The organism is Fictibacillus sp. FJAT-27399 (genome assembly GCF_001510655.1).
Classification (GTDB): domain Bacteria; phylum Bacillota; class Bacilli; order Bacillales; family Fictibacillaceae; genus Fictibacillus_C; species Fictibacillus_C marinisediminis.
In genome coordinates this window covers 404,333-427,564 of record NZ_LMVC01000001.1, presented here as the reverse complement: position 1 = coordinate 427,564, position 23,232 = coordinate 404,333, and the positions used below count along the sequence as shown (strand labels likewise).

Genomic DNA, 23,232 nt, shown 5'->3' with positions numbered 1-23,232 from the left:
CACATTTATATCATTTTAACATATTCCTCCGTTATTCTAAACAATTTTAACAGTCTGTACAACCCTGAACAATAAAAAGGATAGAAACCTATGAAGATTTGTTTCTATCCCCCCGCATTATAATTTTTTAAATGCTTGAAACCCTGTAAGGGCAAATGTAGGAATCGCAGCCATTCCGAGGACCAGCAGCCAATCCCGGCCAGACAAGGGAACCGTATGGAAAATTGCTTGCAGCGGAGTAATGTACATGACCACGAGCGTAAGCAGAACAGAAGACAAAACAGCCAAGACTAACGCCATGTTACCAAACGGGTTCCGGTGCAGAACTGACCTTTCGCTTCTGCAGTCAAAGACATGGATCAGCTGGGCCATTACCAGGGTTGAAAAAGCGACAGTCTGTGCTTTCATCAGCTGATCCGGGTGCTCGTGCAGAGCGGTCCAGAAAGCAAGAATCGTTACGATTCCAATCATGAAACCCCTGGAAACGATCTTCCATCCAAGCCCTCTTGAGAATACCCCTTCATTGGGCTTCCTCGGAGAGCGTTTCATTACATTATCTTCCGCAGGATCGATACCAAGGGCCATTGCCGGCAGACCGTCTGTTACGAGGTTTACCCATAAGATCTGGATGGGCACAAGCGGCATCGGCATCGACAAGATCATGGCGAACAGCATGACGAGGATCTCACCTACATTTGAAGCCAGCAAGTATCTGATAAACTTCCTGATGTTTTCGTAAATATTTCTTCCTTCCTCGATCGCTGCACGAATGGTTGAAAAATTGTCATCACTTAAAACGAGTGAGGATGCCTCCTTGGCCACGTCTGTTCCCGTTATACCCATCGCGATTCCAATGTTGGCAGATTTTATTGCCGGTGCATCGTTAACCCCATCCCCTGTCATCGCGACGATATGCCCTCTTTTTTGCAGAGCTTTGACAATCTTAAGCTTATGTTCAGGTGAGACCCTGGCATAAACAAAGATGTTTTCTGCTTCCCTTACCAGGTCATCATCTGACATGACCGATAAAGCCGCACCATCAATAACTTTCCCTCCCTGAGGCAGGATGTTCAACTGTCTGGCGATGGCACTTGCGGTAACGACATGGTCACCGGTAATCATAACGGTTTTAATCCCTGCTTCATGGCATCGGTCGATACTCTCTTTCACTTCTTCTCTTGGGGGATCTATCATTCCTTGAAGACCGATGAACGTCAGATGATTTTCTGCCGACGGTCCTGCGGCAGCTCTGTCTTTTGTATGCAGTGGCTTGTAGGCAACGGCTATGGTTCTCAGTGCCTGGCTTCCGAGACCCAGGATCGCCTCTTTAATCTGTTCGGTATGCTGCTGTTTTAACAGCTGCCGCTTTCCATCCCATAATACATAATCGCTTTTTTCCAGAAGGACATCTGGTGCTCCTTTAGTGATTAAAAAAATCTCGTTGTTTTGGTTGCGGACGATTACACTCATCATTTTTCTTGCCGAGTCAAACGGAACCTCGTCCAAAATTTCAACCGAACGGAGAATGTTATCTTTCATCAGCCCTGCTTTTGCTGCGCTGATCAGCAATGCGGTTTCTGTAGGATCACCCATGATGCTGCCAGAATCCGTAAGTTCAGCATTGTTGCAGATCGCGCCGTATGAAAGAAGCTGAAGCAGCCCCTCATGCTGATCGATTCTCGTCTTTTGCCCGTTTCTTATAAATTCTCCTGCAGTATCATAACCGCTTCCTGTTACATTCCATGTCGTTCCTTCACTCCACAAATGAGTGACCGTCATTTTGTTCTGAGTCAACGTTCCCGTTTTATCGGAACAGATGACAGTGGCACAGCCCAGAGTCTCGACCGAAGGAAGCTTTCTTACGATGGCTCTGCGCTTAATCATCTTCTGAACCCCAAGCGCCAGGGCGATCGTTACAATAGCTGGCAGTCCTTCAGGTATGGCAGCCACTGCAAGTGACACACCCGCCAGCACCATGCTGTATAAGTCATGTCCCCTGTACACGCCTGTAACAACAACAAGGACAGTCAAAAGCAAAGCGATGCCTATTAAAATCTTGCCAAGCTGCTCAAGCTTAAGCTGCAGAGGAGTTGCAAGCGTATCAGCATTCTGGATCAGATGGGCGATTTTTCCCATCTCAGTCGTCATTCCCGTCGCAATAACAACTCCTGTTCCGCTGCCCCTGGTCACCATCGTTCCCATAAAAGCCATGTTGGCCTGGTCACCAAGCGGCAATCCGCTTCCTTGGAGTGCCTCTCCCCGTTTTTGAACAGGAATGGATTCTCCTGTCAGTGCTGATTCCTCAATATAAAGGCCTCTAGCAGATACCATGCGGATGTCAGCACCGACCCGGTCTCCAGCTGAAAGCTTCACGATATCACCGGGAACGAGTTCTTTAGCAGAGATCGCCGTCCAGCTGCTGTTTCTCATAACGATCGCAGTTGGAGCAGACAGCTCACGCAGTGCAGTCAGTGACTTTTCCGCTTTTCGTTCCTGAATAAATCCTAATATTCCGTTCATGATCACGATCAGAATAATCGCAATGGCATCAAGATACTCTCCTAGCAAGCCTGACAATAACGTGGCGGCTAGAAGGACGAGCACCATGAAATCCTTGAATTGTGCGAAAAAAACGAGAATCGACGACGGTTTCTTTGCTTCCTGCAGCTGGTTATGTCCTGTTGTTTTCAGCTTTTTCTGGCTTTCCTTATCACTCAGGCCAGTCTGCAGGTTACTGTTGGTCAAGCGTTCAACATCTTCCTTTGATAGCTGATACCAATTCATTTCTCCACCTCTGCCTCATAACGTATATAGCCATTTATATGCAGGCATGTCCTCAATAATGCTATACTGATGAAGAGAGAAACAGAGGTGAAACTATGAGTTTTGATGGAATTGTTACAAGAGCAACAGCTGCAGAGATAAAAAAGACATTGCAATCCGGAAAGATTACAAAAATCTATCAGCCTGATAAAACAGACTTGCTGTTTACGATAAGATCCGGAGGAAAAAACCAAAAACTATTGTTATCCGCCAATCCTTCATTCAGCAGAGTTCAGCTGACCGCAAAATCGTATGATAACCCTGCAGTCCCACCCATGTTCTGCATGCTGCTAAGAAAGCATATGGAAGGTGCAGTCATCGAATCGATCGAACAGATTGATCTGGAAAGAATCATTCATATTAAAGTAAAAAACAGAGATGAGATCGGTGATATCGACTATAAGACGCTGATCATAGAAATTATGGGAAGGCACAGCAATATTATTCTTGTAGAAGATAAGAACGGCACGATCATAGACTGCATCAAGCATATTCCCCCGTCACTGAACCGATACAGAACTTTGCTTCCCGGACAGAAATACTTATCTCCTCCGCCTCAGGAAAAACATTCTCCGCTTACAGAAAGTGCAGAAGGTTTTATACAAAAAATCAGATGGAACGAAGGTAAGATCGACCGTCAGATCGTGCAGCTTTACAGCGGAATCTCACCACAGATTGCCAGGGAGATAACGTTCCGTGCCGGACTGGCAACGAAAGAGACTCTTTCTGAAGCGTTCACCGCCATGATGGAGGAATTCAGGAACAACCGATATGCACCACAGATGTCTGTCTCAGATGGAAAGGAATACTTTTCGGTTACAGCTCTCTCCCATTTAAAGGGAAAAAGGAAGGATTTCGATACGGCTGGAGAGCTTCTGGACCGCTTCTATTACGGCAAATCCGAACGGGACAGAGTAAAGCAGCAAGCTGCAGATTTGGAAAAAATGCTGCATAACGAGCATGATAAAATTGCCAAAAAAATTAAGAAACTGAATGCATCTCTTTCAGATACAGAGAAAGCAGATAGATTTAAAGTCCTCGGTGAACTTTTGACAGCCCACCTTTATTTGGTGAAAAAAGGGCAAAAGAAAATTGAAGTGACGAATTTCTACGAAGAGGATCAGCCGAAGCTGGAAATTCCGCTTGATCCCCTGAAAGGTCCTTCTGAAAACGCTCAAGCTTATTTCAAAAAGTACACTAAACTTAAAAACTCGGTCGCTTATATTGAAGAGCAGCTGGAAAAAGCGAAAGAAGATCTTCTTTACTTCGAGAGTCTCATCCAGCAGATGGAGTCCGCATCTGTGAGAGATGTGGCAGGCATCCGGGAAGAATTAGAAGAGCAAGGGTATGTCAGAAAACGAAAACAGCAAAAGGCCAAAAAGAATGAAAAGCCTGTTCTAGAAACCTATCAATCAACAGATGGCATTACCATCCTTGTCGGCAAAAATAATAAACAGAATGACTATTTGACGTTTAAAGCCTCACGCCAAAATGAAACGTGGCTTCATACGAAAGACATTCCAGGTTCTCACGTCGTCATAAAGAGCGAGGAAGTTAGCGAAACAGCGCTCCTTGAAGCCGCAGGACTTGCCGCCTATTTTAGCAAAGCCAGGCATTCAGGCTCCGTTCCGGTGGATTATACGCTGATCCGGCACGTTAAAAAGCCATCAGGGGCCAAGCCGGGATTTGTGATCTACGACCAGCAGCAAACCCTTTATGTCACTCCAGATGAAGATCAACTGCTAAAATTAAAAAAATAACCAGGAGCTACCTGGTTATTTTTTTTGCAATGGTGATGATGGCCAATCCATCAAGCACTTCATGATGTGTGACCTCTTCAAGGCCGTTTGTTATAAGAAGAGAAGTCAGGCTATCTGATATGTATCGATGTCTCCTCGTTGAAACATTCGCCCACTTCAGCATGGCCGTTTGTTCAAACCCTGAAATGTTATGCTGCTTGCAATACTGAAAAGCTTCCATCTGATTCATTTTTTCTGATGGATTCAGCATAGCCAGCGTTCCGCCTGGTTTCAGGACTCGGATCATCTCCTTGATGCCCACTTCCGGCTCAGGAAGGAGAAACAGGACACACGTTGATAAAGCCACGTCAAATGATTCATCACCAAACGGCAGATCACATGCATCGCCGATCAAAAACTCCCCCTTCTTGCTGCGGTTATGAAAGAAGAAATTTTGCGTGCTGGCTTTTATCATTTCCGATGACAGATCAATACCTGTAAGCTTGTCGGCTTCATCTGCGCCGCGAAGCAGCAGTCTTCCTGTTCCACATCCGACATCAAGAACCTTTTTATCTCTCCACGATCCTGTTTTCTCCTTTAATGTATCATGGATTCCGCCGAGCCAGGTGGTTCGTGCCATGCTATCGAAAAAAGAGACCAATTCATCGAATTCTTCACCGTTCATCTTCCTCAATCAGAAGCGCTCCTTCCATTCACCCGCTATGCGTTTTGAAGCCAGTTCTCCGGATTTTCTTTCCAAGAGAGCAAATACGAGAGATCATCTTTAGAAATATAGCCTTCCACAGAGGCTGTTTCTATTAATGTACTAAAATCGGTGAGAGTTTGCACGTTTATGTTGTTGGCTGCCAGATTATCCGCCCCTTTGGCAAGTTCGTAAGAAAAGACCGCAACAACTCCAAGAACATTGCAGCCTGCTTCCCTAAGTGCCTGAACGGCAGTAATGACGCTCCCTCCAGTTGAAACCAGATCTTCGACCACTACCACGTTCATTCCGGCTTCCGCTTTCCCTTCGATCTGTTTGCCTTTTCCGTGAGACTTTGCACTGCTCCTCACATAGCTCATCGGAAGGTCAAGACGGTCTGCAAGCAGTGCCGCATGCGGAATCCCGGCTGTTGCTGTTCCCGCGATCATGTTCGTTTCCGGAAAATGCTCTAGAACAAGGTTCTTCAATCCTTCTGCGATCTCATTGCGCACGTTTGGATAGGAGAGTGTCAGGCGGTTGTCACAATAGATAGGAGATTTCATTCCAGATGACCAAGTATACGGATGTTCCACCGAAAGTGTAATGGCTTCAATGGAAAGCAGGTCTTTAGCGATTTGTTGTTTCATGTAAAATCCCCCATTCTTTTTCGATATTTACGTATGTTTGCAATGGATCAAGAGACCCGGTAATGCTTCTTCCCACCACAATGTAATCAGATCCTAGCTCTTTGGCTACTGCAGGGTCAGCGGTTCTCTTCTGATCGTTCTTATCATCATCTTTAAGCCTGATCCCGGGAGTTACGGCTAGAAATTCTTGACCGCAGACCCTCTTGATGTATGGCACCTCAAGCGGTGAACAAACCACGCCATCAAGCCCGCTTTCTTTCGCAAGCTTTGCATAATGGCTGACCGCCCACTCCATGGATTCGCCGATCAGCAATTCATCCTTGAGCATCTGTGACGATGTACTGGTTAACTGGGTCACCGCGATGCAGAGAGGACGCTTTTCTGGACCTGCTACAGCTTCCAGCCCTTCGATGGCACCTCTCATCATTTCTCGCCCCCCGGCTGCATGAACGTTTACCATATCGACTCCGAGAGCGGCAATTCGTTCCATCGCTTTTCGGACCGTTGTCGGAATATCATGAAGCTTTAAATCAAGAAAGATCCGGAACTTTTTTTCTTTCAGATAAGAGACCAGTTGAGGTCCCTCTCCATAGAACAGCTCCATCCCTACTTTTACCCAGGCCTCTTGCCCTTCAAATGGTTCAATAAACGCTTCTACTTCTTTTTTACCCGGATAATCTAGCGCGATAATGACGGGACTTCGCATTCCCTCCAGCTCCCTCCGATTATTTCTCTGATATGGCTGACGTTCATTTTCTCAAGCAATTCCGGCAATTGTGAAATAATATCCGGGCAGATGAACGGATCTACAAAGTTCGCCGTTCCGACCGCGACTGCAGAAGCACCGGCCAGCATGAATTCGATCACATCCTCCGCACAGCTGACGCCTCCCATTCCAATGATCGGGATGGATACCGCCTGGCTCACCTCATGGATCATGCGGATCGCCACTGGCTTGATCGCTGGTCCTGACAACCCGCCAGTTTTATTGGCTAAAATCGGTTTTCGTGTTTTCAAATCGATTCTCATACCTAAAAGCGTGTTGATCATGGAAAGACCATCCGCCCCAGCTTCCTCTACCGCTATTGCCATCTCGGCAATATTTGCAACGTTTGGAGACAATTTAACATACACCGGCTTGGACGAGACGGCTTTCACTCTTTTTGTCAGTGCGGCTGCTGTTCTCGCGTCCGTTCCAAACTGAATGCCGCCTTCTTTTACGTTCGGACATGATATATTCAGCTCCAAAACAGAGACTTGAGGATGGCTGGACATCTTCTCTGCTGCTTCACAGTAATCTTCTTCTGTTGATCCAGCGATATTGGCAACGATCGGAAGGTCATACGATTTAAGAAAAGGCAGTTCTTTTTCCATGATTTGATCCACACCAGGATTCTGCAATCCTATCGCGTTGAGCATCCCGCTATGGGTTTCGGCCACCCTTGGTGTAGGATTGCCGAACCTCGCTTCAACGGTGGCTGCCTTAATGGCAGCAGCCCCAAGGACTGACAGATCATAAAATCCTGCATATTCACGGCCGAATCCAAAACATCCTGAAGCAGGCATGATCGGATTCTTCATTTTTAAACCTGGCAGACTTACCTCAAGACGTTTCATAATACCACCTCACCAATCGGGAATACCGGACCATTGCTGCATACTTTCACATAGTCTGACGGAAGCCCTCCATTCACATGGCAAACACAGGCGAAACAAGCTCCGATTCCGCAGCCCATCCGTTCTTCTAAAGAGAAGTAACCATCAGCTGAAGGCACCTGCTGTTCCAAAGCTTTTAGCATTACAGTGGGTCCGCACGAAAACAGCAGGTCATAATGTAAATCTTTGTTTTTTATCACATTTGTTACAAACCCTTTAGTCCCTTGAGATCCATCCACCGTTGAAACATATGCTTCTCCTAGCTCGGCGAATTTCTCACTGTAAAATCCGTCTTCTGCAGATTGGAATCCAAGTACGGATATCACATTGATTCCTTGGCTGCGCAGTTTTTTTGCCAGATAGTACAAGGGAGGCACACCGATACCCCCGCCGACAAGCAGCGCTGTCTGTCCTTGGGAGAGCTCGTCCAGAGGAAACCCGTTTCCTAACGGTCCGAGAAGATCGATCTTCTCGCCCTCCTTTTTTTGGCTGAGCAAAGCGGTACCCGTGCCCTCTTTGCGGTAAAGCATCGTCAGGGTCCGGCTATCCAGGTCCACATCACAGATAGAAATCGGCCTTCTGAGCAAAGGCTGAAATGTGTCAGTGACTCGTATGTGGACAAACTGGCCGGGAGAAGTCATTTCCTTAACAACATTTCCCTGTACTTTCAGTTCAAAAATGTGACGAGCAATCTCCTTCTGAGAAACTACTTCTACCAGTTCCTTTTTCATATGAGAACACGATCCTTTTCAAAAGCTGGCATTTGTCTGGCTGTAAAGGTCAAGGACTCAAGGACACCAAGCAAGGCTTCTGCAGTATCAAGACTTGTTAAACACACCACTCCGTTTTCGGACGATTCTCTTCGTATGCGGAATCCATCGCGTGCAGGAACTTTTCCTTTCGTCAGCGTGTTGACGACAAATTGCGCTTCGCCCTGGCGGATCACATCAAGCAGGTTTCTTTCCTTGCTTCCGATCTTGTGAACAACCGTCACAGGGATCTGCTGCTCTTTCAAATAGTTCGCTGTTCCTTCTGTCGCCATGATCGTATAGCCGATTTCGTAGAAACGCTTCATCAGGCGGAGCGCTTCTGGTTTGTCTTTATCTGCTACGGTGAACAGTACAGATCCATATGTCGGCATTTTCATTCCTGAAGCCACAAGTCCTTTATATAGCGCCTTTTGCAGCGTGGTATCTCTTCCCATCACTTCTCCAGTGGACTTCATCTCCGGACTTAAGTACGTATCCACCCGGCGCATTTTGGCAAAAGAAAACACGGGTACTTTAACGAAAACTTCTTCTTTTTCTGGAGCATAGCCTGTTTCGTAGCCCAGTTCTTTCAGTGGTGTTCCAAGAATCACTTTGGTTGCCAGGTTGGCCATCGGAATACCTGTAATCTTGCTCAAGAAAGGTACCGTTCGGCTTGATCTTGGATTGACTTCCAATACATAGACCTCTTCGCCATGCAGCACGAACTGGATGTTAAGAAGTCCGATGATTCCGAGGCCTCTTGCCATTGAGATCGTACGTTCGATAATTTTATCTTTCTGTTCAGGCGTCAATCGCTGAGGCGGATAGACGGCAATGGAGTCACCGGAGTGAACGCCCGCACGTTCGATGTGCTCCATTATTCCTGGAATGAATACATCATCTCCATCGGATATCGCGTCAACTTCTACTTCTTTGCCCTCAAGGTAACGGTCGATCAAGACAGGATGTTCAGGATTTACTCTCACCGCATTCTCCATGTATTGAAGAAGTTCTTTTTCTTTATAGACGATTTCCATCGCTCTGCCTCCCAGAACGTAGGACGGCCTAACGAGGACCGGATAGCCAATTCTCTCTGCAATAACCTGTGCTTCTTTGACAGAAAACGCTGTTTCTCCTTCCGGCTGAGGAATGTTCAATTCTTTCATCGCCTGTTCAAACCGGTCTCTGTCTTCTGCTCTATCCATGTTGTCAAGTGAGGTTCCAAGGATGGCTACCCCTCGCTCATGCAAAGCATCCGCAAGATTGATGGCCGTCTGCCCGCCAAACTGGACAATCACTCCCTTTGGATTTTCTTGATCGATGACATGCATCACGTCTTCAACGGTTAACGGTTCAAAATAAAGCTTATCCGATGTACTGAAGTCTGTGGACACTGTTTCTGGATTGTTATTGATGATGATCGCTTCATAGCCGGCTTCTTTGATCGCCCAGACCGTGTGCACGGTCGCATAGTCGAATTCGATGCCCTGACCGATCCGGATCGGCCCGGAACCGAGAACAAGGACGCTTTCTCTTTCTGTTCGTAACGATTCATTTTCTTCACCGTATGTTCCATAGTAATATGGCGTTTCAGACTCAAACTCTGCCGCACATGTGTCTACCATCTTGTACACAGGCTTGATATCCTTCTTCATTCTAAGTTCATAGATTTCTTTCTCAGGCATGTTCCAGGCTTTCGCCAGCCATACATCGCTGAAGCCCTTTTCTTTTGCGGCACGCAGCAATCCTAAATCACCAACTTTGTTAAGCACTTTCTGCTCAAGGTCAATGATTCCTTTGATCTTTTCAAGGAAGAAAACATCGATCTTCGTCAGCTCCCAAATGTCCCTTACCGTCATTCCGATTCTGAAACCTTGTGCGATATGGTATAAACGCTCATCGTCTGCGCTGACCAGTACTGGGATCAATTCTTCTCTTGTCTGCTTCGGATTGCTGATTTCAAGATGATAGCATTTTGTTTCAAGCGATCGGACCGCCTTCAGCAATGACTCTTCCAAATTCCTTCCGATCGCCATCACTTCTCCCGTTGCTTTCATCTGGGTACCGAGCTTTCGGTTTGCTCCTTCAAATTTATCAAACGGCCATCTCGGAATCTTTGTTACGATGTAATCTAGTGCCGGTTCAAAACTTGCGTAAGTGGAGCCTGTGACCGGGTTTTTGATCTCATCCAGTGTGTAGCCGACAGCAATTTTAGCTGCGATCTTGGCAATGGGATAACCTGTTGCTTTTGAGGCTAGCGCAGACGACCGGCTTACCCTTGGATTTACTTCAATAATGTAATAGTTGCTGCTGTCAGGATCGAGAGCAAGCTGGACATTGCATCCTCCCTCTATCTTTAATGCCTGAATAATCTTGAGAGAAGCGTTTCTTAAAAGCTGGTAATCTCTGTCGCTCAGCGTCTGGCTTGGTGCAACTACGATTGAATCCCCGGTATGGATGCCGACAGGATCGATGTTTTCCATGTTGCAGACAACGATGGATGTGTCGTTGCTGTCACGCATCACTTCATACTCAATTTCTTTGAATCCGGCAATGCTCTTTTCAAGCAAGACCTGGTGTACAGGGCTGGCAAGCAAGCCGCTCGTTACGATTTCTTTCAGTTCCTCTTCATCACTGGCAATTCCCCCGCCTGTCCCACCGAGGGTGAAAGCTGGGCGAATGATCACGGGATAGCCGATTTCTGCCGTAAATGCTGCTGCCTCTTCATACGTACGGATAATCTCGCTCTCCGGCACCGGTTCGTTCAATTCATTCATCAGCCCTCTGAAAAGTTCACGATCTTCTGCCTGTTGAATGCTTGAAAGTGTTGTTCCAAGCAGTTCCACATTGCATTCTTCAAGAATGCCGCTCTCTGACAATTCCACAGCAAGGTTTAAGCCTGTCTGTCCGCCAAGTGTGGCTAAAAGTCCATCTGGGCGTTCCTGGCGGATAATCCGGCTGACAAATGGAACCGTAAGCGGCTCTATGAAAACTTTGTCTGCCATCGAGGTATCGGTCATGATGGTCGCCGGATTGGAGTTGACAAGGATAACTTCATAGCCTTCTTCTTTTAACGCCTGGCAAGCCTGTGTACCGGCATAATCAAACTCTGCAGCTTGTCCAATGACGATCGGACCTGATCCGATCACAAGTATTTTTTTAATGTCTAAGCGTTTAGGCATATTTCTTTCCCCTCTTCCTTGGTAGTTTCCATCATGTTCATGAACTTTTCAAACAGCGGATTGGCATCCATAGGACCTGGTGAGGCTTCTGGATGGTATTGCACTGAAATTGCGGGTTTTACTTTGTGTCCCAATCCTTCGACAGTTCCGTCATTGACAGCGGTATGCGTTAATCTAAGCTCCGTTCCGGCAAGGGTTTCGGGGCTGACTGTATACCCGTGGTTCTGTGCCGTCATTGTTATTTTTCCTGTCTGTAGGTCTTTTACAGGATGGTTTGAGCCGCGATGGCCAAATTTCAGTTTTTCTGTATTTGCTCCCATTGCCAGCGCGAACAGCTGGTGGCCTAAGCAAATCCCAAACAGCGGGATTTCTTCTTCCAGAATGCTGGTGATCATATGAAGGGCTTCCGGCACATCCTTAGGGTCTCCAGGGCCATTGCTTAAAAGAATACCGTCTGGATTCAGCAGTAAGATCTCCTCTGCTGTTGTATTGTAGGGAACCACAACCACATCGCAGCTGCGCTGTGACAGTTCTCTTAAGATCCCGCTTTTTGCCCCATAATCCACTACGACGACCCTTCGACCTGTGTTTGGGAGATGATAAGGTGTTTTCGTAGAAACAGATTGAACATGGTCCGTTTTAAGCGGCGCAGATTTAAGCTCTTCTACGATGGCAGCTGTATCAGCCTCAGCTGAAGCAATCTTGCCTTTCAGCGTTCCATGTTTCCGGATTAAACGAGTTAGCTTTCTTGTATCGATTCCCATTAGGCCCGGTATATTTTTTGCTTTTAACAGTTCGTCAAGCGTCCCGAGGGACTGATAGTGGCTGGGCATCGAACACGCTTCGTTGACGATCAGTCCGTGAACAGCAGGTGAGATGGATTCAAAGTCCTGGCGGTTAACGCCGTAGTTTCCGATCATCGGGTATGTCAGTGTCACGATTTGTCCGCAATAGGAAGGGTCGGACAAGATCTCCTGATAGCCCGTCATCCCTGTATTAAAGACAACTTCGCCTTCCTGATCGATTGCACTACCAAATCCTTCTCCGTGAAATACGGTACCGTCTTCTAAAACCAGAATCCGTTTCATGCGTTTACACTCTCCTTTTCATACTTAAAGCTGCCTTCTACAATCGTAAGTACGGGCCATCCTTTGCAGCTCCAGCCTGCAAACGGTGTATTCTTTCCTTTTGAAACAAAGTTTTCAGGATCTATTTTTTCTTCATGATTTAAGTCGATCACCGTCAGGTCCGCCTCCGCTCCAATCTCCAATCTTCCGTAAGGAAGATTGAACGAATCAGCTGGCTTCCGCGTAAACCCGTCAACCAGTTCCTGCAGGGTCAAAACTCCCTTTTGAACAAGATTGGTGTATAGAAGCGGGAAGGCTGTTTCCAGACCAACGATACCGAAAGGAGCAAGTTCCATTCCCTGGTCTTTCTCATCTTTGCTATGAGGCGCATGATCAGTCGCCAGAAAATCAATAACCCCGGATTTATAGGCTTCAATCAGCGCTTTTCTGTCTTCATTTCCTCTCAGCGGAGGATTCATCTTATAATTCGTGTCTAATCCTGGTATATCTTCATCACACAATAGCAAGTGATGCGGAGTTACTTCAGCTGTTACTTTGATTCCTGCTGCCTTCGCATCTTTTATCACACGAACAGACTCTTTCGTACTCACATGGCAGACGTGATAGCGGGCTCCAGCTGCCTCTGCCAGAAGAACATCCCTGGCAATTTGAACCGCTTCGCATACGGAAGGGATTCCATTTAGTCCATGTTTTTCTGCAAAATCTCCTTTATGTACCAATCCTTTATGAATTAGTGTGTTCTCTTCACAGTGAGCAACGATAACCGCATCGCTCTGTTTAGCCAGCCTCATCGCCTGAAGCATCATGTCCGCCGACTGGACACCTACTCCATCATCTGTAAAGGCAAACGCACCTTTGTTTTTTAACGCTTCAAAATCAGTAAGCTCCTTGCCTGCCTGCCTGGTTGTGATCGAAGCATATGGAAGAATACGAACCGAAGCTGTCTCTTTGATCTTTTCATTCACCCATTGAAGCTGTGCAGCGTTGTCAGGCACCGGTTTAGTGTTCGGCATGGCGGCAACTGTCGTAAATCCTCCTCTTGCAGCTGCTTTTGTTCCTGTTTCAATCGTTTCTTTATGTTCTCCGCCAGGCTCCCGCAAATGGACATGGAGATCGATAAGTCCCGGAGTAACCAGATTCCCTGACACGTCAATCACCTTATGGCCTTCTTCAGGCAGTGACTCGCCCAGATCTGCTATTTTTGTATCCTCGATTAAAATGTCCTGTACTTTTAAACCGTTTGTCCCAGTCAGTACTTTACCACCCTTTAACAAGATGCCCATTCTTTGTTTCCTCCTTTGAATTGGTTTCCAGCGCCCATTTAAGAACCGCCATTCTGACAAAAATTCCATTGTTCATCTGCTTAAAAATTCTTGAACGATCACATTCCACAAGTTCGTCGGCAATCTCTACTCCCCGGTTTACAGGGGCGGGATGCATGATGATGGCATGGTCTTTCATTCTTTTTTCCCGTTTAACGGTCAATCCGTACTTTTCGTGATACTGATCAGCCGTCATGCCGCTCTTGTTATCATGGCGTTCGTGCTGAATCCGCAGCAGCATGAGTACATCTGCTGTTTCAACCGCTTCATCCATCGTAAGATAGCCATTCTCACCCAGTTCACTGTCATACCATTCTCTCGGTCCTGAAAAATAAACTTTTGCGCCTAGACGAACTAGAATTTCCGCATTGGATTTCGCAACACGGCTATGCCTGATGTCACCGACGATAACTACCTTTAACCCCTGCAGGACGATGAATTCCTGCTGGATGGTGAGCAAGTCAAGCAATGACTGGGTAGGATGGTTTCCGCATCCGTCACCTGCATTGATGATCGGAATTCCCACTCTGCCGGCCAGTTCATCAAAGTACCGGTCTTTACTGTGCCGGATAACTGCGGCAGCCGCACCGATTTCTTCAAGTGTTCTGACCGTATCGTAAAGAGTTTCCCCTTTTTGGGTGCTCGAGAAGGCGCAGTCAAGGTTTAATACATCCAGTCCTAATTTCCGTTCGGCTGCTTCAAAGCTCATTCTCGTTCTCGTGCTCGGTTCAAAAAACAGGTTGGCTGTGAACGTCTGGCCTTCCGGCTGCCATCGCTCTCCTTTGGCAAACGCGTGTGCATCATGCAGGATCTGTTCGATCTCTAGAACTGACAGATCTTTCATCGTGAGTAAATTTTTCATAGTATCAGCTCCTTTTGAATTTTTCCTAAAAAAACACCCTGACGTTTTCTTGTCAGGGTGCAGCCAGATTTGAAGAAGCGTATACGCTCTTCAAACTGGTTCACCCTTCTAAGCCTCTCGGACTCATTTAAAAGGTGTTCATTATGCAGCTGGGTCGTTTTCAGATACTCCGAACATCTTATTCAGTAGTTCAGAATCATCTTCTCGTCCTGGAAGGACAAGATTTAAGAACACACCGATCAAAGTGGCCAGCGCCATGCCGGTGATCTGCAGAGTTTCACTAAATTGGAGGACCGCTCCCCCGATCCCTGTAACAAGGATGACGGAAGAGATGATCAGGTTTCGTTTGTTTCCAAAATCAATTTGATTATCAATCAGCATCCTGAGCCCCGATGAAGCAATGATCCCAAAGAGAAGGATGGAAACACCGCCCATGACCGGTGTTGGTACAGAGCTGATAAGTGCAGTGACCTTTCCTGAAAACCCGAAGCAGATGGCCGTCACTGCCGCTCCCCCGATAACGAAAACGGAAAACACTCTCGTGATGGCCAAGACTCCTATGTTTTCACCATATGTGGTCACTGGGGGTCCACCTATGAAAGAACCGATCATTACCCCGATGCCGTCACCGAGGATGGAGCGATGCAGACCTGGTTTTTCTAAAAAGTTTCGGCCGACAACCTTGCTCAGTACAAGCTGATGCCCGATATGCTCGGCGATTGTAACTGTAGCCACCGGCATCATGATAAATGCGATCGACCAGGAAAAATGCGGTGTGTAGGATACAAACGGAAACATGAAGTCTGGTGCATCGATGAGACTAGCTTGCTTTACTTTCGACAAATCCACCATCCCCCTCGCAAAGGCAAAGAGATATCCGGCGATGATACCGATCAGGATGGGGATGATTCCAAAGATTCCTTTTAAATACATCGAGCAAATGATCGTGACAGCCAGTGTGAACAAAGCGACTGAAAAGTAGGACAAGCTATACTCGTTTGTATGTGGATTGTTCATTGCCATTTTAACTGCTGTATTGGCGAGCCCCAGTCCAATAACGATAATGACAGGACCGACTACAACGGGGGGCATAATTCTCATCAGCCATTTCAACCCGCTTGTTTTAATGATCAAAGCTACTGCTCCGTAAACAAGCCCGGCAAGAAAGCTTCCGACCATCGCGGCTTCAGGTCCGCCCAGCATTTTAACGGTAATGATTGGAGTGATGAACGCAAAGGATGAACCAAGGTAAGCGGGAATCTGGCCTTTTGTCACCAGCAAGTAAGCCAATGTTGCCAAACCGCTTGAGACCAGTGCGACCCCTGGATCCAGTTTAACCAGGAATGGTACAAGAACCGTAGCACCGAACATGGCAAATAGGTGCTGCAGGCTTAACGTCAGCCATTGGTGAATTTTCGGTACTTCATGCACATCCAGTATGGCATGGCGTGTTTCCTGTTGATCTGTATTTTCATTATTTCTGTTTTTATCCATAAAAAATACCTCCTTTGCAAGTGAAGGAGGTAGTGCTGAATACACAGGTCTGCCTATTTGTGCAGCCTGTCTATCCATACCTCCCTTGCTAGTCTCTCTGGACTCGATTTAAAGGGACGTGCGCTATTTATTATTTTCGTGGATGGATACTTCATCAGCTCCATCGACCTCTGCTAAGGAAGCAGAAATGATTTCATTATTTGATGTTGGTACATTCTTGCCGACATAATCAGCCCTTATCGGAAGTTCGCGGTGGCCTCTGTCGATGAGGACAGCCAGCTGGATCGAAGCAGGGCGGCCGATGTCCATGACGGCGTCCATCGCCGCTCTTACCGTTCTGCCTGTGAACAGAACATCATCCACCAATATTACTTTTTTATTGGCAATATCCACAGGAATATCTGTTCCTTTTAATTCAGGTTCAAGATTCTCGGTCTTTACTTTAAGGTCGTCACGGTAAAGGGTGATATCGATGTCTCCCACCTTGACTGGTTTCCCCTCAATGTTCTGAATTCGTTCTGCAAGGCGCTTCGCCAAATATTCACCTCTTGTTTTAATGCCTACCAGGACCACATTTTCAATTCCTTTGTTCCGTTCAATGATCTCATGAGCAATCCTTGTCAGTGCCCGGCGGATCGCCTGTTCATCCATAATGACTGCCTTTTGCATGACTTGTCACCTTCTTTTTTGTTCGTTAATGCTTATCCTTTAAGCGGCCCATAAAAAAAGTCCCCTCACCGTATGGGCGAGAGGACATAGTTAGGTCTGCAGCCTAAATCCGTTTTCCTTCTCAGCCTCACGGGACTGTTGTTAAAGGACTATTCATTTGACCTTATTATTACAGAAAGGAAGGAGGCTGTCAACCCATTTTCCGTCGTAGATTGTCGAGCAGCTGTTCCATATCTTCTGGAAGAGGAACTTCAAATTCCATATATTCCTTTGTGCGAGGATGTTCAAAACCGATCAAACCTGCATGGAGGGCTTGTCCATTGATATCAAGCGTCTTTTTGGGGCCATATTTCGGATCTCCTGCAAGAGGAAAACCGATATATTTCAGATGTACACGAATCTGGTGTGTTCTGCCTGTTTCCAGCTGGCATTCAACAAATGTAAAATCATTGAACTTTTCCAGAACATTAAAATGGGTTACCGCGTCTCTGCTGTTTTCATCCGTAACCGTCATCTTTTGGCGGTCACTTTTATCACGCCCGATCGGTGCATCAATGGTTCCCTTGTCGTGAGGCATGACGCCATGAACAATGGCTTTGTATTTCCGTGTCGTAGTCTTTGCTTTTAGCTGGCTCACTAAAGATTCATGGGCCATATCATTTTTAGCAACCATCAAAAGACCCGTGGTATCTTTGTCAATACGATGGACGATGCCAGGCCGAAGAACCCCGTTTATACCTGATAAATCCTTGCAATGGGCCATGAGACCATTAACGAGAGTACCTGAATAATTTCCAGGAGCCGGATGAACCACCATTCCTCTTGGCTTATTCACGACTAGCACGTCGGAATCCTCATAGACAATATCAAGATTCAATTCTTCTGCTTCAACATCCAAGATTGTCGGTTCGGGAATCTTGATGGAGATAATATCCCCTGCACTGCATTTGTAATTGGTCTTGACCGTTTTGCCGTTGACCGTTACCATGCCGTCCTTCACCCAATTTTGGACTTGAGACCGCGACCAGTCTGATTCAATGGAAGTTACCACCTTATCAATTCGCTCAGACTGTTGTTCTTCCTCTATTTTAACCTCGATGTGCTCCATTCATGTTCTCCTTCTTATTCTTGCTTTCCATTAATGTTTGAATAAATATTAGTATGACACCAATAACCAGTGCGGAATCGGCCACATTGAATATCGGATAGTTATAGTTCGATATCTTGACGTCCAGGAAGTCAACGACCTCTTTCCTGATGATACGGTCTAAAAAGTTCCCGGTTGCTCCCCCGAGCACAAGACCAAGCGCTGTTCGCAGCAACGGCTGATGTTTAGCGTGCTTCTGCATATAATAGATGACCGCAGCGATAACAGCGATCGTAATGATGACAAAAAACCACATCTGATTTTGCAGAATACCGAAGGCAGCTCCTCTGTTCCGATGTGAGGTTATGTAAAAAACATTTTCTATGACCGTAATACTTTGTCCATAATGCATGTTTTTAACGATCCACCATTTTGTCACCTGGTCGAGGCCAAGCACCAAAAGTGCAAGAAGATAATAGTACACTTTGTTTCCTCCGATTCCTAAGTTTATACTTTCAAATTTTAGCACAGGCTGAAGGCCAAGCACAATCCAAAGACTAAATTATTTAGCTTATCATCGCCTTAAGCATCAGTATGCAGAAAAAAGCAGGTACTATCCTGCTTTTTCAGCTACTCACACTCATGTATCTCTTTTTGCTTCTGAACTTTGCTTCCATAGATGATGAAACGGACAGGACGAGGCTGCCGTCTCATCATCCCTTAAATAATATTGTTTCCATTCTTTATTTTCGGCATCTCCATACTTTTTTAATTCAGGGTGGATTGGGGCAGTATCATAGGTTGACAGTCGATCCCTGATCCATTCAGACATCTTTTCTGCCTTTCTCTGGTCTTCATTGAAACAGGAAAGCACCCACCTCGGTGTAAGAGCGAGCATAAAAAAGGGAAAGTAACGGCTGTACCTTTTCACATGTACGGGTGTTCCGCAAAATACGAAATATTGTTCCAATCCATAACAAAACTCCCAGGTAGCATCCTCTGGATCATTTGAAATATGTGCCGGCCAAGGTTTTTTGTCAAGCGATGAAGTTCTTTTCATCAAGTCCCAAAAAACTTCTTCGTACGTATTTACCGTTTGATACTCTTCAGGATGAGCCGGATCATTATTAAAGAAAACAACAAGAGCCGAATAAAGGCCGGTTTCACGGGAGCACTTTCCATATGAATCCAGCAGTTCTGCAAAGGCTTCAGAAGCTTCCCTGCTTTCTGGACGGGGTGCGAAACCATAACGGATATGGCCGAGCTGATACCCTTGAATGGCGGGAATGCAGGGAAATTTAAGTTCATGATTCGTCATCTTGCTATGAAAAGCATGGAATGCATTCCTTTTCCAATCGTCAAGCAGTACAGATGCTCTCTCCTTGTCATATAACCGTTCCATACTCAGCCTCCTTGCTTTTACATTATTCAAAGCAAGTGGTTAGGTGAATGTCCATACAAAAAGCAGAAAATAGCCTAAAAAAAGCCGTCCTCCTCAAGCCGCAATGATTGCGTCGTCAGAAAGACAGCTATTCTTTATTCACTATTTAGTTTTCATAATTTTTAGTTACAATCTCTGCACACGATGCACAAAGTGTAGGGTGTTTTTCATCAGAACCAACTTCTGGTGTTACAACCCAGCAGCGCTCACACGTTTCGCCTTCAGCAGGCTTAACAGAAACCGCCAAGTGATCATATTTTACTGCCCTTTCAGGAGCATCATCTCTAAAACCGCCAATCACTGCCTCTGAAACAATAAACAGTTTATTAAGGTCCTCTACATTTTCAAGCCAGCTCTTCACATTTTCTGCAGGATACAGGGTGATAGACGCTGTAAGGGACTTCCCGATTAATTTAGCATTTCTTGCTTCCTCAAGTGCTTTTAATACTTCATCACGAAGATCCATAAACAGATCCCAGTCTTTCATCAATTGGTCTTCGCCAGGATAAGTGACAGAGTCCGGCATGGTTGTTAATTGAACACTTTCCTCTGTAACACCAGGAATGTAGTTCCAAACTTCGTCTGCCGTGTGGGCAAGAATTGGAGCTGTCAATTTTGTGATCGCCATCAGTGCTTCATAAAGTACGGTCTGTATGCTTCTGCGTTTAATATCGTCCTCTGACTGAATGTAGAGAGTATCCTTAGCAATATCAAGGTAGAATGATGACAGATCGATGGTACAGAAATTATGGATCGCGTTATAAACAGACAGGAACTGGTACTCATCATAAGATTTCTTTACCCGGTCGATCAGTTTATTGAGTTTAACGAGCATGTATTGATCGATCTTGCCAAGTTCTTCAAAAGGAACAGCGTTTACTTTCGGATCAAACCCATTAAGGTTTCCAAGCAAGAAGCGCAGTGTATTACGGATTTTGCGGTAAACTTCAGCTACTTGTTTCAAAATATCATCGGACACTCTGACATCTGCCTGATAGTCCACAGAAGATACCCATAGGCGGATAATGTCAGCGCCAAGCTGGTTCATGACTTTTATTGGATCCATTACGTTGCCGATGGACTTACTCATTTTTCTTCCTTCACCATCAAGAACAAAACCATGGCTAAGAACCGATTTGTACGGTGCCTTGCCTGTGATCGCTACTGATGTGGAAAGAGATGAGTTAAACCATCCGCGGTACTGGTCAGAACCTTCCAGATAGAGATCAGCCGGACGGCTTAGATCTTCGCGTTCTTCAAGAACACTCCAGTGAGAAGATCCAGAATCAAACCATACGTCCATGATGTCTGTTTCTTTAGAGAACCTGCCGTTCGGACTGTGATCAGACGTGAATCCTTCAGGAAGCAGTTCTTTTGCATCTCGTTCGAACCAAATATTCGATCCGTGTTCACGGAACAGTTTTACAACATGCGCGATTGTTTCTTCCGTCATGATCGGTTCACCGTTTTCTGCATAGAACACCGGAATAGGAACTCCCCATGCACGCTGTCTTGAAATACACCAGTCTTCACGGTCTTTGATCATGTTAAACAGTCTTGTTTCGCCCCAGTTAGGAATCCAGTTCACTTCTTTAATAGCGTCCAGCATCTCTTCACGCATTCCTTTAATAGAAGCGAACCATTGAGCAGTAGCCCTGAAGATTACCGGTTTTTTCGTTCTCCAGTCATGCGGGTATGAGTGGGTGATGAAGGACAGCTTTAAGAGCGCGCCAGCCTCCTCCAGCTTCTGTGTGATTGGCTTGTTAGCTTCATCATAAAACATGCCTTCAAATCCAGGAGCTTCACTTGTCATAACACCACGGTCATCGACTGGGCAGAGCACTTCTAGTCCGTATTTTTTACCGACAAGGAAGTCATCTTCCCCGTGTCCGGGTGCTGTATGGACACACCCAGTACCTGCATCAGTCGTGACATGGTCACCAAGCATGACGAGGGATTCACGGTCATAAAGAGGATGCTGTGCAACAATATGTTCAAGATCTTTACCTTTTACGGTTTTAGAAACCGTCACATTCGTCCATTCTAATTCTTTTTCCAGCTGCTCGACTAGCGCCTGTGCCACTAGAAGCTTTCTCCCCTCTGCCTCAACAACGACATAGTCAAGATCAGGATGAACGGAAATACCGAGGTTTGCCGGAATGGTCCATGGTGTCGTGGTCCAGATGACGATGCTTACGTCTTGATCAAGTACGTCTTTTCCGTCTTTCACCGGGAACGCAACATAGATAGATGCTGAACGTTTGTCATAATATTCGATCTCTGCTTCTGCTAATGCAGATTCAGATGATGGAGACCAATAAACAGGCTTCAATCCTTTGTAGATGAATCCTCTTTTCACCATTTCGCCAAATACTTCGATCTGACGGGCTTCATACGCTTTGTTCAGGGTGATGTACGGATTCTCCCAATCTCCGCGTACTCCCAGTCGTTTAAACTGATTCCGCTGGCGATCCACTTGTGTCAGAGCATATTCTTCACACCGTTTACGGAATTCTGCAACCGACATCTCTTTTCTTTTTACTTTTCCGCTCTTGGTTAAGGCGGTTTCAATTGGAAGGCCATGTGTATCCCAGCCAGGAACGTATGGTGCATGATAGCCTGTCATGGATTTATAACGGACGATCATATCTTTTAAGATCTTATTCTCAGCATGCCCTACATGGATATCTCCATTGGCATAAGGAGGCCCGTCATGAAGAATGAAGGAAGGTCGCCCTTTCGTATGTTCCTGCACTTTATTGTAAATATTCAGATCTTCCCATTTGGCTTGAACTTCCGGTTCACGCTGAGGAAGATTGCCCCGCATCGGAAATTCTGTTTTAGGCATTAATAACGTGTCTTTGTAATTCATATTTTTCCTCCTACATCTATCGAAAAAATCATTTCCAACTGCTCACATGCATACAAAAAGGCCTTCTCGTCACTGTGAAGGGACGAGAAGGCCACCCGTGGTACCACCCTAATAGGTTTCAAAATGAAAGAAACCCGCTTTGCAATCGTATCGTGAAAGAACGCCAGGCTTACTTAGTGCAGGTTCAGCCTGGAAACTCCGGGGTGATCTTCTGTACAGTCCATTTACCGGTCTTCCACCATCACCAGCTCGCTTACTTGAAAAATGGATTCTCTACATACTTTCCCTTTCATCGTTGCCGAAATATAATAATCTTTAAAGAATTATATGCTTAGGACGAAAAAACGTCAAGCGTTCTATTTCATCTCCAGTTCGTATTCTTCACCACGTTCTGCAGGCTGAAGAGCATCCCAATCCTCATTCTTCAGCATTTCCAGCTGAGCTTCGATGAGCATGCGGAAACGGGTGCGATAAACAGAAGACTGCTTTTTCAATTCTTCGATCTCCATCGCGATTTTTCGGGATTTAGCCAGCGATTCATTGATAATTCGGTCCGCGTTCTTTTCCGCTTCCTTTACGATCAGCCTTGCTTCTTTTGTTGCGCTTCGTTTAACTTCCTCGCCTGTTTCCTGAGCAACAAGAATAGATTTGTTCAATGTTTCTTCAATGTTTTTAAAATAGGAAAGCTTCTCTTCAAGCTTTTCTACGGTTTCTTCCAGTTCTCTTCTTTCGCGGATCACTGATTCATAATCTTTAATTACTTGATCAAGAAAATCGTTGACCTCATCTTCATTATAACCCCGAAATCCCCGGGTAAACTCTTTATTATGAATATCCAATGGTGTTAAAGGCATTTCCGCCACCTCCGCTAATGATGCTTTCTATTAATTACCTAGTT

General features: G+C 45.8%; 18 protein-coding genes and 1 other annotated feature. Of the genes, 1 reads left to right on the top strand and 17 read right to left on the bottom strand.

The genetic code is table 11. The annotated features are described in order from the left end of the window. Positions 1-117: 117 nt before the first annotated feature. Complete coding sequence (locus AR335_RS02205) at positions 118-2,784, bottom strand: calcium-translocating P-type ATPase, SERCA-type (RefSeq protein WP_062231678.1); 2,667 nt, start codon at positions 2,782-2,784, stop codon at positions 118-120. A 95-nt stretch (positions 2,785-2,879) separates the two neighbouring features. On the opposite strand from AR335_RS02205, the gene AR335_RS02200 reads away from it, so the two are divergent. Next, positions 2,880-4,583, top strand: a complete 1,704-nt coding sequence (locus AR335_RS02200; RefSeq protein ID WP_062231675.1) for an Rqc2 family fibronectin-binding protein — start codon at positions 2,880-2,882, stop codon at positions 4,581-4,583. A 7-nt stretch (positions 4,584-4,590) separates the two neighbouring features. On the opposite strand, the gene AR335_RS02195 is transcribed toward AR335_RS02200, so the two are convergent. From AR335_RS02195 to AR335_RS02120, 16 genes are all read right to left on the bottom strand, one after another. Continuing rightward, positions 4,591-5,247, bottom strand: coding sequence for a class I SAM-dependent methyltransferase (locus AR335_RS02195; protein WP_231689254.1), 657 nt, complete (start codon positions 5,245-5,247; stop codon positions 4,591-4,593). A gap of 35 nt (positions 5,248-5,282) precedes the next feature. Then, positions 5,283-5,912 (bottom strand): orotate phosphoribosyltransferase, encoded by a 630-nt coding sequence (gene pyrE / locus AR335_RS02190; protein WP_062231673.1) that lies wholly within the window; start codon positions 5,910-5,912, stop codon positions 5,283-5,285. Beyond that, complete coding sequence (pyrF, locus tag AR335_RS02185) at positions 5,893-6,618, bottom strand: orotidine-5'-phosphate decarboxylase (protein WP_062231671.1); 726 nt, start codon at positions 6,616-6,618, stop codon at positions 5,893-5,895. Before pyrF ends, pyrE begins: the two co-directional genes overlap by 20 nt. Then, positions 6,591-7,529, bottom strand: a complete 939-nt coding sequence (locus AR335_RS02180) for a dihydroorotate dehydrogenase (protein WP_062231669.1) — start codon at positions 7,527-7,529, stop codon at positions 6,591-6,593. Before AR335_RS02180 ends, pyrF begins: the two co-directional genes overlap by 28 nt. Then, complete coding sequence (locus tag AR335_RS02175; protein WP_053354552.1) at positions 7,526-8,299, bottom strand: dihydroorotate dehydrogenase electron transfer subunit; 774 nt, start codon at positions 8,297-8,299, stop codon at positions 7,526-7,528. Before AR335_RS02175 ends, AR335_RS02180 begins: the two co-directional genes overlap by 4 nt. Next, on the bottom strand, positions 8,296-11,499 hold the full coding sequence (carB, locus tag AR335_RS02170; RefSeq protein WP_062231667.1) for a carbamoyl-phosphate synthase large subunit: 3,204 nt from the start codon (positions 11,497-11,499) through the stop codon (positions 8,296-8,298). The genes AR335_RS02175 and carB overlap by 4 nt, the downstream gene beginning before the upstream one ends. Next, on the bottom strand, positions 11,484-12,587 hold the full coding sequence (locus tag AR335_RS02165; protein ID WP_062231665.1) for a carbamoyl phosphate synthase small subunit: 1,104 nt from the start codon (positions 12,585-12,587) through the stop codon (positions 11,484-11,486). The genes carB and AR335_RS02165 overlap by 16 nt, the downstream gene beginning before the upstream one ends. Then, positions 12,584-13,870, bottom strand: a complete 1,287-nt coding sequence (locus tag AR335_RS02160) for a dihydroorotase (protein ID WP_062231662.1) — start codon at positions 13,868-13,870, stop codon at positions 12,584-12,586. Before AR335_RS02160 ends, AR335_RS02165 begins: the two co-directional genes overlap by 4 nt. Next, positions 13,845-14,771 (bottom strand): aspartate carbamoyltransferase catalytic subunit, encoded by a 927-nt coding sequence (locus AR335_RS02155; RefSeq protein WP_053354556.1) that lies wholly within the window; start codon positions 14,769-14,771, stop codon positions 13,845-13,847. The genes AR335_RS02160 and AR335_RS02155 overlap by 26 nt, the downstream gene beginning before the upstream one ends. Positions 14,772-14,912: 141 nt before the next feature. Beyond that, a complete protein-coding gene (locus tag AR335_RS02150) occupies positions 14,913-16,265 on the bottom strand; it encodes a solute carrier family 23 protein (RefSeq protein WP_062231660.1) in 1,353 nt (450 codons plus the stop codon). Positions 16,266-16,388: 123 nt separating this feature from the next. After that, a complete protein-coding gene (pyrR, locus tag AR335_RS02145) occupies positions 16,389-16,934 on the bottom strand; it encodes a bifunctional pyr operon transcriptional regulator/uracil phosphoribosyltransferase PyrR (protein WP_062231659.1) in 546 nt (181 codons plus the stop codon). Positions 16,935-17,124: 190 nt separating this feature from the next. Further along, positions 17,125-18,042 carry an RluA family pseudouridine synthase gene (locus AR335_RS02140; protein WP_062231658.1) on the bottom strand — a complete coding sequence of 306 codons (918 nt, stop codon included), beginning with the start codon at positions 18,040-18,042 and terminating at the stop codon, positions 17,125-17,127. Beyond that, positions 18,023-18,505, bottom strand: a complete 483-nt coding sequence (gene lspA / locus AR335_RS02135) for a signal peptidase II (RefSeq protein ID WP_053354560.1) — start codon at positions 18,503-18,505, stop codon at positions 18,023-18,025. Before lspA ends, AR335_RS02140 begins: the two co-directional genes overlap by 20 nt. Before the next feature lie 156 nt (positions 18,506-18,661). Then, positions 18,662-19,423 carry a YqcI/YcgG family protein gene (locus AR335_RS02130; RefSeq protein ID WP_062231656.1) on the bottom strand — a complete coding sequence of 254 codons (762 nt, stop codon included), beginning with the start codon at positions 19,421-19,423 and terminating at the stop codon, positions 18,662-18,664. A 145-nt stretch (positions 19,424-19,568) separates the two neighbouring features. Next, positions 19,569-22,334 carry an isoleucine--tRNA ligase gene (gene ileS / locus AR335_RS02125; RefSeq protein WP_062231654.1) on the bottom strand — a complete coding sequence of 922 codons (2,766 nt, stop codon included), beginning with the start codon at positions 22,332-22,334 and terminating at the stop codon, positions 19,569-19,571. A 75-nt stretch (positions 22,335-22,409) separates the two neighbouring features. Then, positions 22,410-22,636 (bottom strand) — a binding site (T-box leader). Between the two features lie 54 nt (positions 22,637-22,690). Beyond that, entirely contained in the window at positions 22,691-23,188 is a 498-nt protein-coding gene (locus AR335_RS02120; protein WP_053354563.1) for a DivIVA domain-containing protein, read from the bottom strand. Between the last annotated feature and the right edge of the window lie 44 nt (positions 23,189-23,232).

Coding starts and splice junctions, on each gene's coding strand:
- AR335_RS02195 (WP_231689254.1), bottom strand. CDS start 5,247: ATGAACGGTGAAGAATTCGATGAATTGGTCTCTTTTTTCGATAGCATG.
- AR335_RS02120 (WP_053354563.1), bottom strand. CDS start 23,188: ATGCCTTTAACACCATTGGATATTCATAATAAAGAGTTTACCCGGGGA.
- carB (WP_062231667.1), bottom strand. CDS start 11,499: ATGCCTAAACGCTTAGACATTAAAAAAATACTTGTGATCGGATCAGGT.
- AR335_RS02180 (WP_062231669.1), bottom strand. CDS start 7,529: ATGAAACGTCTTGAGGTAAGTCTGCCAGGTTTAAAAATGAAGAATCCG.
- AR335_RS02130 (WP_062231656.1), bottom strand. CDS start 19,423: ATGGAACGGTTATATGACAAGGAGAGAGCATCTGTACTGCTTGACGAT.
- AR335_RS02140 (WP_062231658.1), bottom strand. CDS start 18,042: ATGGAGCACATCGAGGTTAAAATAGAGGAAGAACAACAGTCTGAGCGA.
- pyrR (WP_062231659.1), bottom strand. CDS start 16,934: ATGCAAAAGGCAGTCATTATGGATGAACAGGCGATCCGCCGGGCACTG.
- AR335_RS02155 (WP_053354556.1), bottom strand. CDS start 14,771: ATGAAAAATTTACTCACGATGAAAGATCTGTCAGTTCTAGAGATCGAA.
- AR335_RS02205 (WP_062231678.1), bottom strand. CDS start 2,784: ATGAATTGGTATCAGCTATCAAAGGAAGATGTTGAACGCTTGACCAAC.
- AR335_RS02175 (WP_053354552.1), bottom strand. CDS start 8,299: ATGAAAAAGGAACTGGTAGAAGTAGTTTCTCAGAAGGAGATTGCTCGT.
- pyrF (WP_062231671.1), bottom strand. CDS start 6,618: ATGCGAAGTCCCGTCATTATCGCGCTAGATTATCCGGGTAAAAAAGAA.
- AR335_RS02200 (WP_062231675.1), top strand. CDS start 2,880: ATGAGTTTTGATGGAATTGTTACAAGAGCAACAGCTGCAGAGATAAAA.
- pyrE (WP_062231673.1), bottom strand. CDS start 5,912: ATGAAACAACAAATCGCTAAAGACCTGCTTTCCATTGAAGCCATTACA.
- ileS (WP_062231654.1), bottom strand. CDS start 22,334: ATGAATTACAAAGACACGTTATTAATGCCTAAAACAGAATTTCCGATG.
- AR335_RS02165 (WP_062231665.1), bottom strand. CDS start 12,587: ATGAAACGGATTCTGGTTTTAGAAGACGGTACCGTATTTCACGGAGAA.
- AR335_RS02160 (WP_062231662.1), bottom strand. CDS start 13,870: ATGGGCATCTTGTTAAAGGGTGGTAAAGTACTGACTGGGACAAACGGT.
- AR335_RS02150 (WP_062231660.1), bottom strand. CDS start 16,265: ATGGATAAAAACAGAAATAATGAAAATACAGATCAACAGGAAACACGC.